The sequence below is a fragment of the Exiguobacterium sp. HSB13 genome (assembly GCF_056764755.1).
This window is the reverse complement of record NZ_JBUZOM010000001.1, coordinates 1064945-1080071: the sequence shown is the minus strand read 5'-3', so window position 1 is coordinate 1080071 and position 15127 is coordinate 1064945. Positions and strand designations below refer to the sequence as shown.

Sequence of the window (15127 nt, the reverse complement as noted above, 5' to 3'; positions counted from 1 at the left end):
CAAAATCACTCTAAACGACACTTCAAGCCATACTATTGATTGTGAAAATGAGTAAGCTTCTGTACTATGTTTATATAAAGGAAAGAAAAAGAAGGTGAAATGGATGAAGATGACTCGCTCTACGGACTATGCCATTCGTGTGCTTATTTTTGCAGCGTCGCATCCGAATCGGCTCGTACAAATTCAGGAAGTGGCAACCCATTATGATATTTCTAAAAATCATTTGATGAAGATTGTCCATTCATTGAGCAAGTTTGGTCTCATCATTTCCGTACAAGGTCGTAATGGTGGATTCAAATTAGCGAAATCGCCAGAGACGATTACGTTAGGAGAAATCGTTCATTTATTTGAAGAAGTATCCTATCTTGAAAATGTGACCGTTCCCAATAAAAATGGTAGTTTGCAAAACACACGTCAAGCGTTCGATCAAGCATTCATGTCCTTTACGGACGCGTTGCAGGCATACACGTTACAAGATTTAATCGCGCCAACGATGAACGACTGAAGAAAGAGTCAGAGAGGGATAGATGATCTCTGACTCTTTATCCGTGTACATATTTCAGTCATGTAGATTTTTATCACATGATGATGGTAATTATGATTAAAACTAGTATCTTTTATGTTACTATAAACAAGATTCGGACGCTATTCGAATCTTAATTTTGAAACAAAAACATGTACACTTTGTACTTGTTTTTGTGGTATAACTTTACAGGAGGGAGGTTCTTTTTCCAATTCACCTGCTTGATTTTCATACAGGACTCTTATTGTCCATTCAGATAAAGGATTAGAGGCATTCGTCCATTGATCCACGTAAAAGGGAGGGTTTCGGAATGTCCGAAATGACCATCGAAATGTTCGTTCAATTCATTCAACACCTAGTGAATTCTCCACGATTCATCGTCCAGCGTCAGCATGAACATGAGGATGCCTTCATGTTCGAAATTCGTGAGTTGAATCTATCGCATGTCTCAAAAGCCGTATTACTTCATAAGACGGTTGATCTTCTTCATGAAAAGACGTCAGAAGATATGCGCGAAACGTTGACGAATGAACTGGTCACTCTATCACAAAAGACGTTAATGAAGTCAGATACGATTGCGATGCTTGAAGTGCAGTCCACGATACATGACTCACTGCATCTTACATTTTCACAGAACAAAAAGATCTGGTTTTCTGGCATTCTTGATACTGAAGAAGCGATCAATCGGTTCACAGAACGTTTTCAAAGCGTCATAAATGACGATCGAACGTCTTATTAAACAAAGGCAGGTCGAGCCACATCAGTGGTTCGACCTGCTTTTGTCTTATCCTGTACAGAGCATCAAGACGTTACCGTCGGGATCAGCAAACGTAAAATAAGCAAAGTCATCGAAACGCTCGATGTCGCGGATGATGGGTGCCTGTAACGACAACACAAACTGGTAGGATGCATCGATGTCCGTCGTATAAAAATTAAACAAGGCATGTGGTGAAGGGTGATGTCGGTACGTTGCGTCATTCGTATGATCGTCGAGCGTCAAACTCGTTGGACCTTCGAGCGGGAGATTGTAGACGGGTGATGAGACACGCGACGCATCAAACGGCAACTGTAGTAACTGGTGATACCAAGCCGCGGAACGCTTCACATCCTGAACATGCAAAAAGACAGCGTTCAAGCGGGGGGGAATGAGGTGGGTCGAAATCGACATGATGAATCTCCTCCTTCGTTTTTCACACCTATTTCCTTTCGGTAAACGCCTCTTAATTCCTCTAATCCCTATAAATGGAATATGTTATGATATATCAGGAAAATCATTTACGAATGGGAAAGGAATGATGATATGAAAACCATCATCTGTACGACTTGTGGTGTCGAACAAATCAATCCAGAGCGCGAAACGTGTCCGATTTGCTTAGAGGAGCGACAGTATGTCAATCCAACCGGTCAAACGTGGACAACGCTCGTTGCCATGCAAACGTCAGGAACGTATCAAAACGTCATTAGTGACGACGGAGCAGGCGTCTATGCGATTCAGACGACACCGGCGTTCGGTATCGGTCAGACGGCATATCTTGTCCAAGGAAAATCGTTCAACCTGTTATGGGACTGCATTACATATCTTGATTCAACAACGAAAGAGCAACTTGACGAATTAGGCGGGATTCAGGCGATTGCTTTATCACATCCGCATTATTACGCGACACAAGTCGAATGGGCGGAGACTTTTGACGTACCAATCTATATTCATGAAGATGATGCGTCGTTCGTGACGCGACCAAGCGAACGCATCGTCTTCTGGAGTGGTGAACGCTTGGAGTTAGCAGAAGATTTGATGTTACATCGCATCGGTGGTCACTTCAAAGGAGCAGTCATTTGTGAACGAAAAGACGCGTCAGCGGGGCTATTGTTGACAGGAGACATCATTCGGATCGTTGCCGATCGGACGTGGGTCAGTTTCATGTACAGCTATCCGAATGTGATTCCGCTTCCGGCAAAGACGGTCGCGCGAATGGCAGAAACGTTACGTCCGCTTCACTTTGAAAAATTATATGACGCTTTTCATCGGAAAATCGAAACCGGTGCGTCTGAAGCAGTGGCGCGCTCTGCAGAGCGGTACATTGCTGCCTTAAACGGGGACTGGTTCACGACATGAAGTCGCGCTTGATCGTCATCCGCGGGAATTCTGGTAGTGGAAAAACGACGCTTGCTAAAGCGTTACAATCGGTCTTACCGAATAGCATCCTGTTGTCGCAAGATGTCATCCGCAGGGAAATGTTGAACGTAAAAGATGGGCCAGGAAATCCGACGATTCGCTGGATCGAGGAGTTGGTCGGACTTGCTGACGGACGTTACGCGACGATTCTGCTGGAAGGAATTCTTGCACAAGACTGGTACGGTGAGATGATTGACCGATTGGAACGCCGCTTTACTTCACGGTACGCGGCGTATTATTTTGACGTCTCATTCGAAGAAACCGTCCGTCGCCATGCGATGCGGCAGCCGACGGAGTTTTCTGAGACGGATATGAAACGCTGGTGGATTGAACGAGATTACCGTTCGACGGATCGTCTGATTGCTGAGGATAGATCGATAGCATCCGTGATTCAAACGATTAAACAAGAGCAAAGGGGGAAAATCGAATGACACATTACATTTTTGACATGGATGGAACGTTGTTTCAAACGAATGCTGTGCTTGCGCATGCGCTAGAAGATGTCTTTCATGAGTTGCGTCAGACGGGACACTGGGAAGGAGAGACACCAGTCGCTCTCTATCAGCAAATCATGGGCGTCTCGTTACCGGAAGTCTGGCAGACGTTACTGCCGGATTTTTCAGCAGCGGACCAACAGGCTGCGGATCAAAAGTTTCGAAACAGTCTGGAGCAGGCAGTCAAGGCGGGACACGGGTGCTTATATCCGGGAACGGTCGAGTTGCTCGCTCGTTTGAAACAAGCGGGTCACTTCGTCTATATCGCTAGTAACGGGTGGCCGTCCTACTTGTCAGCAATCGTGACGACGTATGGACTTGAAGCCTATATCGATCATGTCTATAGTATCGAAGACATCCGTTCTGGTGATAAATCCGCACTCGTACGTGAGATTTGTAAGACGCACGCCATCTCGTCAGGCTACGTTGTCGGTGACCGCTTATCTGATTTCAAAGCGGCGCATGCGAACGGACTCGCTGCGATCGGTTGTCAGTTCGATTTTGCGCAAGAGCAGGAACTCGCAGTCGCGGATCGCGTCGTAAATGAGTTGAGTGCTGTCTACTAAAAAGAGCCGTCTTCTGCGGGAGACGGCTCTTACTTATAGGAATTATTCTGCCCACCAGAGAGCATCATCTGGTTTCTTTGCGATCGACGCGACTTCTTTTTCATTTGATACAGTCGGATGCGACCCTTTCAGTGCCTTACCAGCTGTATTCTTAAAGAAGAAGAAGAACGTGACGAAGCCGATGACGCTGACTGCTGTTAGATAGAAAGCAGGAGCGAGCGAGTTTTGTGTCGTATGGACGAGCCACGTTGAAACGAGTGGCGTCGTTCCACCGAAGATCGAGACCGAGACGTTGAACGTCACCGATAGTGTCCGGTAACGGACATCCGTATAGAAGATACTCGGTAGAAGACTTGGCATCGTTCCCTCAAAGATCGCCAAGAAGAAGCCGAGGATGAAGATTCCGATTCCGACGAATAAGAGTGGTTTAAGACCAATCAAGAAGAACGACAGGATCGAAAGCAACGATAGTCCGGCTAACGCGAAGAGGACGATATTGCGATTTCCTCGTTTATCACTGAGCTTCCCGAAGAAGTAAGCGAGCGGAATCATGATCACCATGACACCGGTGATAAGAATCGTACTTGTCGAACTTGACATACCGATGACTTCGTTAAGATACGACGGCATGTAGGACAAGAGCATATAGTTCGTGATGTTGAAGAAGGCGACAGCGATGAAACAAACGATGATATCACGTTTGTGGTCACGTAGGATTTCACGGAACGTCGCAGGTTCTTCTGTATTTTCATTGATCTCATTTTCGAAGATTGGTGACTCATCCAAATGACGACGTAAATAAAGTCCGAATAATCCGAGTGGTGCTCCAAGTATGAACGGAATCCGCCATCCCCAAGATGCCATCTGATCATCCGATAAGGTGACGAAAAGTGTTGTGGCAAGTAATGAGGCGAGAATGTATCCACCAAGCGTTCCGATTTCAAGCCCACTTCCGAGAGCACTCCGTTTGTTATCGGGTGATGATTCAGCAATGTAGACCATGGCGCCGGCATATTCACCGCCAGTCGAGAACCCTTGTAAAATGCGGGCTAACAATAACAAGATCGGTGCCCAAATACCGATTTGATCGTAGGTCGGTAATAATCCGATGATGAGCGTCGAGCCGGCCATCATGACGATCGTCGTCGTTAAAACGACCTTCCGTCCAAGTCGGTCTCCGATGCGTCCAAAGACGATTCCGCCGATTGGTCGCATTAAAAAGGCGATCGCAAAGGTCGCAAACGTAAAGACGAGCTTCAGTTCATCATTTTCAACAGCGCTAAAGAAGTTTTGACTGATGATGATTGCGAGATAGGAATAAAGACCAAAATCGAACCATTCCATCGCATTCCCAATTCCGGTCGCATAGACACTCTTTTTGGTTTGCTGCATGTCAACGACATTGACTTTTTCTTTTCTGAATTTCATAAGTTCTGTTCACTCCCTTTAATAAGTTCGTATCGTACCATAGCAGGAAAAGAAGTCAAGTTGCTAATACGATTAACCACTTGAAAATGACTGAAAATGGCTCTGTGCCGGGAGTTGTCAAATCGTTGAGACTCTAAGGAAGACGTATTGTCGTCAAGACAAATGAAAATATATTAATTTTTTTCATTTATTTTCACGAAAATGACATGCTTATCATTCGTTTTCATTTTGTTTTGCGCTTAACAATCCGTCTTAAGCAGGAGGTGAGAGTAAGGAAATTATTGGTAAAATAAACAGGATATATAAATGTATTTAAAGGGGCAGATTGTGATGAAGACACGACGCATGGGAAAATGGCTGGCAGGTTTATTAGGTATAGCAATCGTCAGTGGAATGGCTTGGTATTATCTGTTTGAAACGTCAAACGTAAACGGTTTTCCTATTCCACGAACGGGGACGGTCGAGGAAAAGCCGGAGGGTTTATTAGTCAAGACGCATCTCGTATCGGAAGTCGAAGGTCCCGGCGTATTATACGAAATGCGGATCCGGCTAGCTGGCTGGAAATGGGTCGACCGGGAAGGACTGGCTGCCTGGTACGAAAAAGACGGCCGGATGATTGAGCTGACGACTTTTGATGATGAACTGTTTCTTGAAGCGGCTGTGCGAGCGGGTATCGAACAGTAAACGGGGCTGACTTAAAAAAGAAACACTCATTCTTTCACGCCCTTTCCTCAGGCGAGACTCAAGCCAGTGTTTCTTTTTTAATGAGAAAAGGGTGTCAGATTCCAATTCTGCCACCCTTTTTTTGTAGAATCTGATTTTTGAGTCAGTCTCGTTTGTGTCGTCAATTCGGATAGAGCAACGTTTGCGTATGTTTGTCGAAGACCCGGTAATTGATTTCGAACGCCTGATTTTGTGTCGTCGTCACCCGGCAATAATACGAAACCTTTTTGTCGTAAACATCAAGATCAGGTGCGTCACGGAAAGAAAACGTATCGTTGGTCTCCGTTAATGTAATGTCGATCGATGTTCCTTTTGACTCAGACGGTTCTAGAATACACGGACCTTCTAATACACGGTAATCCCGAAACACGATCTCGGTAAAACTTGGTATCGTGATTGAGAGACAGAGCAATCCGAGCAACAGGACACCCGTCCACTTAAGTTTGTTGAAGAAAGCATATTGCTTATTACCGAAGTGAAGGACAAGAACATAACTGGCCGGTAAGACAAACGCAACACCTAGTAAGAAGATGAAAACATATCTAATGATCTCGGCATTCATCTGGATACGTCCTTTCAAGAAAAAGTTCATCAATCCGAATTTTCTGTGAGTGTTAATTCCTCGGTCCAAATAAGGTAACAGCTACACCAAGCAAAAAAATCCCACCGCCGAGCAGTGCGAAATAAGCAGGGCGTTCCTCTCGTAACCACAGCCAAATCAAGTGACCACCGCCGATCTCAGCGAGTCCGGCCAGTGAAAAAATAACAATGACATAAACTAAACAGTATTCTTTTTTAAACGTATCAGTTATTCAGACGAATACAATAATTTGTTTGTCTTGAAATTATAAATCCGGTAAGAAATCTCGAACGCCTGATTTTTTGTCGTCGTCACGTGACATGTATACGGAACGTCCGGTCCATAAGCGCCGAGTTCGGCACGATCAAAGAATCTGAAATAGTCGCCTGTTTTATCGTAATAAAGGTCAATCGTCCGCGGTGAGGATTGATCATCGTACTCGACTGTACAGGTTCCTTTAGTCGTCACATAGTCATGATTGACGACGTATTTCAGACTCGGAACCGTATACCAAATAAGTCCGACGCCGAGTAAACACATGAGAACGAGTCGACCGAACGTGGAAAATTCGATCCCAGTATCCTCACGGAGCCAGAAATATAACAAGATACTCAAGATTATACAGAGGATACCGCCTGCGAAAAGTGCGTAATAAAACAATATTTCTTCATTCATGCGATCATTCCCCTCATAAATACAAGCCGTTCGCCTGAACGACGAAATGCGAATGTTCATAGTGGTATGTGATGACGGAATAGTCGAACGGACGACCGTTCGTTAAATGAAATACTGTCTCAATCGTCAATCCAGGATCGCCCTCGATGAGATCCAGATGACGAGCCGACTCAGCGCTTAACTTCCCGATGTGCATATACATATCCGAGAACCCAATCTTCAATTGAAGTGCCGTCTCTAAATATTCAAAGATCGACTGCTCGACGATTTCGCGATTTAAATATGGAACGATCAATTGGCGATAATAAGACTCTTCGAGACAGAGGATCTTGCCGTCGATATAGCGGATTCTCTTGACGTAATAAACCGTCTCACCCGCTTCAATGCCGAGATTCTTCGCAATGTTATCGGTTGCAGCGATTGGTTCGAGTGCGAGAACGATCGACTCAATCGTATGACCAACGAGATTCTGTTTGAATCCTTGGGTCGAAAACAGGCGAATGTAGCCGGTGCGATTTGTCTTCCGGACAAAAATTCCGCTTCCGCGAACTTGAAAAATGATTCCTTTTCGTTCGAGTAATTCGAGTGATTTTGTCATCGTCGTCTTACTGACAGCAAATTGTCGGATCAACTCTTCAAGAATCGGTAGTTTGTCCCCTTGTTTCAACTCATGTTGTTCTATGTACTGTTCGATTTCATCAGCCGTCTGTTGGTATTTCAGCATAGGACACCTTCTTTTCTTACGAACTTTTTTCTTGTTTCAGTATAGCATAAGCAGACTCTTTATTTATAAAGTGTCAAATTAAATTATTTATGTATTGATTAATTGTGCATGTACAATTAAAATGAAAAGGTATTCAACGCGTTTTATTCAGGGGAGGGACACGATATGGGCAAGGTTCGTGATTATCAACAGTTGGCGCATTCGATTTTAGAAGCTGTCGGGGGAGAAGATAACGTCATCAGCGTCGTTCGATGCGCCACACGACTTCGTCTTGTCTTGAAACGATCGGATTCGTCAGCCAAGGAAACAGTCAGTGCATTACCTGGCGTCATTACGGTCGTTGAGTCTGGCGGGCAGTTTCAGGTCGTCATTGGTCAACACGTCGGGGAAGTCCATCAAGAGTTTGTGAAACTTGTCGATCTGGAACAACCGGAAACGGAAGAGGCACCGAAAGGGACGGTCCTCAACCGAATCATAGCGACGATGTCAGCCGTCTTTGCACCATTCGTCTATATCTTAGCTGCAGCGGGGATTCTACAAGGGACTTTGATTTTGACGACACTTGCTTTTCCAGCCTTTGCGAAGACGGGTACGTATGAAGTCTTCAGCTTCATCTCATGGGCACCATTTACGTTCTTGCCGATTTTCATTGCCATCACAGCAGCGAATCATTTTAAGGTCAACGCCTTTATCGCGGTCGCCTGTAGTGCGGCACTGGTCAGTCCGACGTGGGCAGATATCGCAGCACGCATCACTGCCGGTGAATCCATCACGTTCTTAGGAATCGCATTATCCGGAACAACGTATACGTCATCGGTCTTACCGCCATTATTCCTTGTCTGGATTCTGTCTTATGTCGAGCGATTCTTGAACAAGACGATCCATGAAGTCATTCGTCCGTTATTCGTTCCGTTCTTTAGCATGGTGTTGATGGTACCGCTTACGATTCTTTTGATTGGACCAATCACGACACTGGGTGCAGAAGGAATCGCGAACGGGTATAACTACTTAGCAGAGAATGCTCCTGCGGTCGCTGGTCTGATCATCGGTGGCTTTTGGCAAGTCATCGTCATCTTCGGTGTCCACTGGGGTGTCACGCCGATGGTGCTCGCGAACTTTGAGCAATATGGTCGTGACTCCTTCCAGGCGTATCAAACGATTGCCGTCATCGCCCAAATTGGTGCCGTCATCGGTGTCATCTTGAAGGCACGCAACAAAGAAACGAAAAAAGTCGGTGTCTCAGCCGGACTGACGGGCATCTTCGGTATCACGGAACCGGCCATCTATGGGGTGACGCTCCGCTTTAAGAAACCGTTTATCTATGGCTGTATCTCGGGAGCAATCGGTGCTGTCACGGCAAGTTTCTTTAAACCATATTACTTTGCCTACGCCGGATTACCGGGACCATTGACGCTCGTCAACGGCATCGATTCCGACTATCCATCGTCAATCATCGGCTTATTAATCGGAACGGCGATTGCCTTGATTTTACCGATCGTCTTGATTCAAGTGTTCGGTTTCGGGGAGCAGGCTGCTCCAGTCGTAGCACCTGAAAGTACAGCGACACCAGTTGCAAAACAGGAAGTCAGCGCTACACTGACGAACGAAGAGACGCTTCGGGCACCACTTGAAGGAACGATTGTTGCTTTATCGGATGTACCGGATCCCGTCTTTGCTTCCGGAGCGATGGGGCAAGGGATAGCGATTCGTCCGACGAACAACCGGGTCACGGCTCCGTTTGACGGAACCGTCGTCATGGTCGCTCCGTCAAGTCACGCGATCGGATTACGTTCGACGAGTGGTGTCGAAGTTTTGATCCATGTCGGTCTTGAGACGGTGACGCTCGACGGTAAACCATTCACGCTTCACGTCAAAGAAGGCGAAGCCGTGACGACCGGTGATCTACTCGTGACGTTCGATGCGACAGCGATTGAAACGCATGGACTTGAGACGATCACACCAATCATCATCACGAACACGCAGAGTTATGCGCAAATCCTGCCGACAGACGAGACAGTCACGACGGCAAATACAGAAATCTTGACAATCATCAAGTAAGAGAAAAAGAAGGAGGACATGAAGATGAAGACATTACCAAACGATTTCCTATGGGGCGGTGCGTTAGCGGCGCATCAATTCGAAGGTGGCTGGAATGCTGGTGGCAAAGGACCGAGCGTCGTTGATGTATTGACGGCAGGAGCGCACGGTGTCGCTCGTCGCATCACGGATCAAGTAGAGGAAAATGAATTTTATCCGAACCACGAGGCGATTGATTTCTATCACCGTTATAAAGAAGATATTGCTCTGTTCGCTGAGATGGGACTGAAATGTCTCCGGACGTCAATCGGTTGGAGTCGGATTTTCCCGAATGGGGACGAAGCGGAACCGAACGAAGAAGGACTGAAGTTTTATGATGACGTCTTCGATGAATTACTGAAATACGGCATCGAACCAATCATCACGCTGTCGCACTTTGAGATGCCACTCCACCTCGCACGTGAATACGGTGGATTCCGCAACCGGAAAGTAGCGCTGTTCTTCGAAAAATTTGCGGAAGTCTGTTTCACGCGTTACAAAGACAAGGTCAAGTACTGGATGACGTTCAATGAAATTAACAACAAGATGGACGTCAGCAATCCGTTATTCCTCTGGACGAATTCTGGTGTCCTTCTTGATCCGGAAGAGAACGCAATGGAAGTCATGTATCAAACGGGACACCATGAGTTACTCGCGAGTGCACTAGCCGTCGCGAAAGGGAAAGCGATCAACCCGGACTTCGAGATCGGAGCGATGGTTTCCCATGTACCGATCTATCCGTACTCATCGCACCCGGAAGACATTCTGCTTGCTGAGACATCGATGCGTCAGCGTTACTTCTTCCCAGACGTTCAAGTCCGCGGGTATTATCCGTCTTACGCGTTGAATGAGTTCAAACGGGAAGGGTATGACATCCCGATCTTAGAAGGTGACGCAGAGATCCTTCGAAACGGAACGGTCGATTATCTCGGATTCAGTTACTACATGTCGACGACCGTCAAACATGATGCTGTCGTCAATAACACAGGTAACATCGTAAACGGTGGTCTTGCGAATGGCGTCGAGAACCCATACATCCAGTCGAGTGACTGGGGCTGGGCGATTGATCCGGTTGGTCTTCGGTATGCGATGAATCGTCTGTACGACCGCTATCAGATTCCGTTGTTCATCGTCGAGAATGGTTTTGGTGCGATCGACACGATCGAGGATGGTCAGATACATGACACGGCGCGGATCGATTACTTGCGTGCGCACATCGAAGCGTTCAAAGCAGCCGTGCTCGAAGATGGCGTCGAATTGATCGGCTACACGCCGTGGGGCGTCATCGACATCGTCTCCTTTACGACCGGTGAGATGAAAAAACGCTACGGTATGATCTATGTTGACCGGGATAACGAAGGCAATGGATCGATGGAACGGATGAAAAAAGATTCGTTCGATTGGTACCGTCACGTCATCGAGACGAATGGTGCTGCGTTACACGGTTCAGAGACAGCAAAATAAAGAAGCAAGGGGTAACGAAAATTCGTTGCCTCTTTTTTTAAAGAATTAGAATGAAAAAGAAGAGGGGTGTGGCACACTAAAGAAAAAATGGAGGACCGGTAAATGATTAAAAAACGCTATGCCGATCGACGTGACTGGGGTCGCGTCACACAACGACACTATGCTCATGAACAGGTAGACAACGAAGTGTTCAAAGGACATGTGACACTCCTTCAACTCATGGAAGTCACTTCACCATTAGATGTCGAATATAACGACGAGACGATTCGAATCGCTGACGCCGGTTACGTCTGGGTACAACAATTCCCAAGCGGTGCCCAACATGCCGTGACCTCGATGTTTGACGCCACGGGTCAGTTAGTACAGACCTATATCGATATTTGTCTTCGTACCGGAGTAGAGGACGGACGAGTCTACTGGGAGGATCTGTTTCTCGATCTGATCGTTTTGCCATCGGGACAAGTCTTGTTAATCGACACGGACGAACTGGAAGCGGCACGGGAACAAGGAATTGTCTCACAAGCGGAATACGCGCTCGCTTGGGTGGAAGTAAAACAACTGCAGAAACAACTACAAAGCGGAACTTTTCCGCTCGTCGCACATGCCGAAGTAATGAAAAAACGGTTAGAACAGCAACTTAAACAGGGAACACCGCATTGACGGGGTTCCCTGTTTTTTAGGCATGTCGTTCTTCGTTTATCTCGTTCGTTGCAAAATACTGTTGCTTGCGCGGAAGGAGAACCAATCCAAGAAAACAGATCGTCACGATTACGAGGAGACCAGCAAATAGGATCGTACTGAAGCGAATCGACCAGATATCACCAAGCAGACCGATGCCGACGATCGCTAGAATCTGCAGCAGACTGACACCGACTCCGTAAAGACTCGTAAAGCGTCCCATTAAGTGTAGTGGAATATTCGACTGTTGGAACGTTAGGAAACCGGTCCCCGCAAATGCGTGGAAACAACCGAGCAACAAGAAACCGATACAGACGATTGAAAACGAATTCGCACTCGCATACAGCATGTAACCGACGGCGACGAACACATAGCCGATTGTCAGCATCATCCGAACGGAGAGCGTTTTGGCGTAGCGGGCGACGACCCAGCTGCCGGCGACGGAACCAATCCCAGTCAGACTCATCAGTAAACCATAATCGGTTTCCGATAACCCGATGCTTCGTTGCAAAAAGACGACTTCTTGTGTATCAAGCGCAAGTGTCGCGATCATCATCAGCATCGCGAGGATGTATAATCCGGTCACGTAGCGTGCGCTTTTACTGAACTGATAGACAAGCCGCCAATCGGATATAATGTCCTGCAACCGCATTCCTCGTTCGACTGAAGCGGTAAAACGCGGCAAGCGCATCAGCAAGACAGCTGATCCGAGAAACGAGACAGCGTTGAGCCAAATGGCAACGTCAGCAGAAGCAACATAGAGCAGTCCTCCAGCGAGAGCCGGACCGATCAAAAAGGCACCCGAGGTGATCAGACTACGATAGGCATTAAACGACGTCCGATCATTTTGCGGAACAAGCGTCGTGATGTAGGTCAACGTTGCCGGTTCAACGACCGCTTTGATGATAGCTAGGGCAATTAAGTCGATGTAAAGCAATGATAATGGTAGAAAGGGCATGATACCGATTAAAAAAGCACGTAACAGATCGGTCTGAATCAACAGACGACGTAAGTCGGATCGGTCGACAAAACTTCCCGCGAACGACTTGATGACGAGTGAGACGACCGGACTGATGATCCACAGCGCAGCAACGGCTGACGCTGAACCAGTCAGACGATAGATATAAACGTTGATCGCAACGAGATAAATGAAGTCACCAAACTGTGAAATACCGAGCGCGCTTAAGAGCGTTCGTTCCCGAGAAGACATGACAGCATCCTTTCTTACATCATTTTCCAATAGTATACCAGAAAATTCTGATAACGTTTTCGTATATCTCTATACTTTTTGTATAAGAGTGGGTATACTTGGAAAAAATCAAGGGAAGAAGGGTTCAATCATGTTAACAACCATCGATTTATATCAGGCATTGCCTGTACTTGAAACGGAGCGACTCCGTTTGCGACCGGTTCGTATAGAAGATGCAGCAGATATCTATGCCTATACGAAAGATGAAGAGACGGCGCGATATGTCAGCTGGCATGCGCATAAAAGCCTCCCGGACTCTGAGCAATTCGTCGAACATATCCTTCGACAATATGAACAAGGAAATCCGGCACCTTGGGCAATCGAAGACAAAACGAGCGGACGAGTCATCGGAACGATTGATTTCATCAAAGTCTCGTTTGAGCAACAGCAAGCTGAACTCGGCTATGCGCTGTCGCGCGAGTACTGGGGGAAGGGGCTGATGCCGGAAGCAGCAGCGCGTCTCGTGCAGTACGGTTTTGAGACACTCGGACTCGAGCGCATTCAAGCCCGTTGTTTTGTTGCGAATGATGGATCTGCTCGTGTCATGGAAAAGATCGGTATGACGTTTGAAGGGATCTCGCGGAGTGCTTTATTCGTTAAAGAGCGCTTCTGGGACTTAAAGATTTACGCGATCACGCGTAGCGATTACGAAGGGAAGTAAGCGATGGGTTCACGACTAATGCATGCCTACATCGGACAACGATTGATTACGTTACTTCCGGAACTAGACCCCGCTCGATTTCTTCTCGGTACGATCGCTCCTGATGCGCGCTATGACGAGAAGGAGCAAGCCCACTATTATACGGGTGAATTAGCGAACGGGACACGAGCAATTGACTACGAAGCATTTTGGAGAGACTCGACGTCTTGGGATCCATCTTTTCGAAGTGGCTATTACGTCCATCTGATAGCGGACGATATTTGGTTACGCGGATTTTATATGACATGGTTGCGGCAAGCGATCATAGCCGACGCCTCGATCGGTTCAAGATATCATGATGATTTTAGGCGGTACAATACACGCATCGCTCCGTTCGTGAACTGGAATGAACAAGCGATCAACGGAGCGCTTCACGAAGTGAGTGTACAGTCGAGGTGGAAAGCACTTCCACAATTTGTTAGCGAGGTAGAAGAGGACCGACGAACCGTTCTGCCACAAGAATATGATATCTTGTTGCCGTGTCAATTGGACGGATACATCGAAACAGCGATTGAACGTTCCTTCCATCACTTAGGTGAAAAAGGGCTCAAGATTAATCCAGCCAAAGAATCATCTCCGAATCATTGAAATGACCCATTTGACGATCCCGAATAATATGTAACAGCATCCGTTCAACAGACCAATCCACATCAGGTTAATCAGACTTTCTAAACCTTCAAACCAATCCATGACTGGTGTGACGAATAAAGCGAATACAAAAAGTACCATGACGGTCCAACTGACGATTGGAATCAGGAAGAGAATTGTTAAGCCAGCGACTATAGCTGGTACGATTCGTTTATAGACAAGATAAATTGCTGCCACGTTCAACGATAATATATAGATTACAAACGCAATTGAAAATAATTGCGACATAAAGTCACCTCCGAATAACAATAGGACGAAGAACGCATCCATTTAGATTAGGATGCGTCTTTCTATGTTTATTGTAAGATGTCTTGAAAATAATCGTATGAATACGGTTGAACAAAAAGAAAATCGATTTTTAAATTTTAATTCAAAGCAAAACACTCGGAATAAGTGTAGAACTATGCTAAGATGGTAATAAGAAAA

19 protein-coding genes are annotated in these 15127 nt (G+C 46.4%); 11 read left to right on the top strand and 8 right to left on the bottom strand.

All coding sequences use genetic code 11. From position 1 onward, the window contains the following. The first annotated feature begins 103 nt into the window (after positions 1–103). Positions 104–505, top strand: coding sequence for an RrF2 family transcriptional regulator (locus tag ACZGCQ_RS05945; protein WP_047394819.1), 402 nt, complete (start codon positions 104–106; stop codon positions 503–505). Positions 506–833: 328 nt separating this feature from the next. Next, complete coding sequence (locus ACZGCQ_RS05940) at positions 834–1262, top strand: hypothetical protein (RefSeq protein ID WP_481265821.1); 429 nt, start codon at positions 834–836, stop codon at positions 1260–1262. Positions 1263–1307: 45 nt separating this feature from the next. Here the strand turns inward: ACZGCQ_RS05940 and ACZGCQ_RS05935 are convergent, their stop codons facing one another. Next, positions 1308–1691, bottom strand: coding sequence for a VOC family protein (locus tag ACZGCQ_RS05935; RefSeq protein ID WP_481265820.1), 384 nt, complete (start codon positions 1689–1691; stop codon positions 1308–1310). A 132-nt stretch (positions 1692–1823) separates the two neighbouring features. Here ACZGCQ_RS05935 and ACZGCQ_RS05930 point away from each other — a divergent pair, with 132 nt between their 5' ends. The 3 genes from ACZGCQ_RS05930 to ACZGCQ_RS05920 are packed head-to-tail and all read left to right on the top strand — an operon-like array spanning position 1824 to position 3756. After that, positions 1824–2636 (top strand): MBL fold metallo-hydrolase, encoded by an 813-nt coding sequence (locus ACZGCQ_RS05930; RefSeq protein ID WP_481265819.1) that lies wholly within the window; start codon positions 1824–1826, stop codon positions 2634–2636. Beyond that, the gene (locus ACZGCQ_RS05925) at positions 2633–3127 is read left to right on the top strand and encodes an AAA family ATPase (protein WP_481265818.1); all 495 of its coding nucleotides are present in this window, start codon (positions 2633–2635) and stop codon (positions 3125–3127) included. The genes ACZGCQ_RS05930 and ACZGCQ_RS05925 overlap by 4 nt, the downstream gene beginning before the upstream one ends. Next, positions 3124–3756 (top strand): HAD hydrolase-like protein, encoded by a 633-nt coding sequence (locus ACZGCQ_RS05920; protein WP_481265817.1) that lies wholly within the window; start codon positions 3124–3126, stop codon positions 3754–3756. Before ACZGCQ_RS05925 ends, ACZGCQ_RS05920 begins: the two co-directional genes overlap by 4 nt. Before the next feature lie 42 nt (positions 3757–3798). Here ACZGCQ_RS05920 and ACZGCQ_RS05915 read toward each other — a convergent pair whose 3' ends face one another. Next, a complete protein-coding gene (locus ACZGCQ_RS05915) occupies positions 3799–5184 on the bottom strand; it encodes an MFS transporter (protein WP_481265816.1) in 1386 nt (461 codons plus the stop codon). Positions 5185–5514: 330 nt separating this feature from the next. Between ACZGCQ_RS05915 and ACZGCQ_RS05910 the strand changes: the two genes are divergently transcribed. Further along, the gene (locus tag ACZGCQ_RS05910) at positions 5515–5868 is read left to right on the top strand and encodes a hypothetical protein (protein WP_481265815.1); all 354 of its coding nucleotides are present in this window, start codon (positions 5515–5517) and stop codon (positions 5866–5868) included. A 160-nt stretch (positions 5869–6028) separates the two neighbouring features. On the opposite strand, the gene ACZGCQ_RS05905 is transcribed toward ACZGCQ_RS05910, so the two are convergent. Genes ACZGCQ_RS05905 through ACZGCQ_RS05890 form a run of 4 tightly spaced genes read right to left on the bottom strand, consistent with a single transcriptional unit; the run spans position 6029 to position 7886 of the window. Continuing rightward, complete coding sequence (locus ACZGCQ_RS05905; RefSeq protein WP_481265814.1) at positions 6029–6469, bottom strand: hypothetical protein; 441 nt, start codon at positions 6467–6469, stop codon at positions 6029–6031. A gap of 52 nt (positions 6470–6521) precedes the next feature. Next, complete coding sequence (locus ACZGCQ_RS05900; protein WP_481266370.1) at positions 6522–6677, bottom strand: hypothetical protein; 156 nt, start codon at positions 6675–6677, stop codon at positions 6522–6524. 38 nt (positions 6678–6715) lie between these two features. Beyond that, on the bottom strand, positions 6716–7162 hold the full coding sequence (locus ACZGCQ_RS05895) for a hypothetical protein (protein ID WP_481265813.1): 447 nt from the start codon (positions 7160–7162) through the stop codon (positions 6716–6718). Between the two features lie 13 nt (positions 7163–7175). Next, on the bottom strand, positions 7176–7886 hold the full coding sequence (locus tag ACZGCQ_RS05890) for a GntR family transcriptional regulator (RefSeq protein WP_481265812.1): 711 nt from the start codon (positions 7884–7886) through the stop codon (positions 7176–7178). 165 nt (positions 7887–8051) lie between these two features. On the opposite strand from ACZGCQ_RS05890, the gene ACZGCQ_RS05885 reads away from it, so the two are divergent. From ACZGCQ_RS05885 to ACZGCQ_RS05875, 3 genes are all read left to right on the top strand, one after another. Next, positions 8052–9944 (top strand): beta-glucoside-specific PTS transporter subunit IIABC, encoded by a 1893-nt coding sequence (locus ACZGCQ_RS05885; RefSeq protein WP_481265811.1) that lies wholly within the window; start codon positions 8052–8054, stop codon positions 9942–9944. 24 nt (positions 9945–9968) lie between these two features. Continuing rightward, positions 9969–11426, top strand: coding sequence for a 6-phospho-beta-glucosidase BglA (gene bglA / locus ACZGCQ_RS05880; protein ID WP_481265810.1), 1458 nt, complete (start codon positions 9969–9971; stop codon positions 11424–11426). Positions 11427–11528: 102 nt separating this feature from the next. Then, positions 11529–12086, top strand: a complete 558-nt coding sequence (locus tag ACZGCQ_RS05875; protein ID WP_481265809.1) for a ribonuclease FAU-1 family protein — start codon at positions 11529–11531, stop codon at positions 12084–12086. Positions 12087–12102: 16 nt separating this feature from the next. Here ACZGCQ_RS05875 and ACZGCQ_RS05870 read toward each other — a convergent pair whose 3' ends face one another. Beyond that, positions 12103–13314, bottom strand: a complete 1212-nt coding sequence (locus ACZGCQ_RS05870; protein ID WP_481265808.1) for an MFS transporter — start codon at positions 13312–13314, stop codon at positions 12103–12105. A gap of 130 nt (positions 13315–13444) precedes the next feature. On the opposite strand from ACZGCQ_RS05870, the gene ACZGCQ_RS05865 reads away from it, so the two are divergent. Together ACZGCQ_RS05865 and ACZGCQ_RS05860 are read left to right on the top strand one after the other, a co-directional pair. Continuing rightward, a complete protein-coding gene (locus ACZGCQ_RS05865; RefSeq protein ID WP_481265807.1) occupies positions 13445–14014 on the top strand; it encodes a GNAT family N-acetyltransferase in 570 nt (189 codons plus the stop codon). A gap of 3 nt (positions 14015–14017) precedes the next feature. Then, positions 14018–14641, top strand: coding sequence for a zinc dependent phospholipase C family protein (locus tag ACZGCQ_RS05860; protein ID WP_481265806.1), 624 nt, complete (start codon positions 14018–14020; stop codon positions 14639–14641). Here the strand turns inward: ACZGCQ_RS05860 and ACZGCQ_RS05855 are convergent. Then, positions 14624–14929 (bottom strand): hypothetical protein, encoded by a 306-nt coding sequence (locus tag ACZGCQ_RS05855; protein ID WP_481265805.1) that lies wholly within the window; start codon positions 14927–14929, stop codon positions 14624–14626. The two genes, ACZGCQ_RS05860 and ACZGCQ_RS05855, sit on opposite strands and share 18 nt — an antisense overlap. Between the last annotated feature and the right edge of the window lie 198 nt (positions 14930–15127).

Excerpts from the sequence above, each read along its gene's own strand:
- ACZGCQ_RS05945 (WP_047394819.1), top strand. The coding sequence starts at position 104 with ATGAAGATGACTCGCTCTACGGACTATGCCATTCGTGTGCTTATTTTT.
- ACZGCQ_RS05940 (WP_481265821.1), top strand. The coding sequence starts at position 834 with ATGTCCGAAATGACCATCGAAATGTTCGTTCAATTCATTCAACACCTA.
- ACZGCQ_RS05935 (WP_481265820.1), bottom strand. The coding sequence starts at position 1,691 with ATGTCGATTTCGACCCACCTCATTCCCCCCCGCTTGAACGCTGTCTTT.
- ACZGCQ_RS05930 (WP_481265819.1), top strand. The coding sequence starts at position 1,824 with ATGAAAACCATCATCTGTACGACTTGTGGTGTCGAACAAATCAATCCA.
- ACZGCQ_RS05925 (WP_481265818.1), top strand. The coding sequence starts at position 2,633 with ATGAAGTCGCGCTTGATCGTCATCCGCGGGAATTCTGGTAGTGGAAAA.
- ACZGCQ_RS05920 (WP_481265817.1), top strand. The coding sequence starts at position 3,124 with ATGACACATTACATTTTTGACATGGATGGAACGTTGTTTCAAACGAAT.
- ACZGCQ_RS05915 (WP_481265816.1), bottom strand. The coding sequence starts at position 5,184 with ATGAAATTCAGAAAAGAAAAAGTCAATGTCGTTGACATGCAGCAAACC.
- ACZGCQ_RS05910 (WP_481265815.1), top strand. The coding sequence starts at position 5,515 with ATGAAGACACGACGCATGGGAAAATGGCTGGCAGGTTTATTAGGTATA.
- ACZGCQ_RS05905 (WP_481265814.1), bottom strand. The coding sequence starts at position 6,469 with ATGAATGCCGAGATCATTAGATATGTTTTCATCTTCTTACTAGGTGTT.
- ACZGCQ_RS05895 (WP_481265813.1), bottom strand. The coding sequence starts at position 7,162 with ATGAATGAAGAAATATTGTTTTATTACGCACTTTTCGCAGGCGGTATC.
- ACZGCQ_RS05890 (WP_481265812.1), bottom strand. The coding sequence starts at position 7,886 with ATGCTGAAATACCAACAGACGGCTGATGAAATCGAACAGTACATAGAA.
- ACZGCQ_RS05885 (WP_481265811.1), top strand. The coding sequence starts at position 8,052 with ATGGGCAAGGTTCGTGATTATCAACAGTTGGCGCATTCGATTTTAGAA.
- bglA (WP_481265810.1), top strand. The coding sequence starts at position 9,969 with ATGAAGACATTACCAAACGATTTCCTATGGGGCGGTGCGTTAGCGGCG.
- ACZGCQ_RS05875 (WP_481265809.1), top strand. The coding sequence starts at position 11,529 with ATGATTAAAAAACGCTATGCCGATCGACGTGACTGGGGTCGCGTCACA.
- ACZGCQ_RS05870 (WP_481265808.1), bottom strand. The coding sequence starts at position 13,314 with ATGTCTTCTCGGGAACGAACGCTCTTAAGCGCGCTCGGTATTTCACAG.
- ACZGCQ_RS05865 (WP_481265807.1), top strand. The coding sequence starts at position 13,445 with ATGTTAACAACCATCGATTTATATCAGGCATTGCCTGTACTTGAAACG.
- ACZGCQ_RS05860 (WP_481265806.1), top strand. The coding sequence starts at position 14,018 with ATGGGTTCACGACTAATGCATGCCTACATCGGACAACGATTGATTACG.
- ACZGCQ_RS05855 (WP_481265805.1), bottom strand. The coding sequence starts at position 14,929 with ATGTCGCAATTATTTTCAATTGCGTTTGTAATCTATATATTATCGTTG.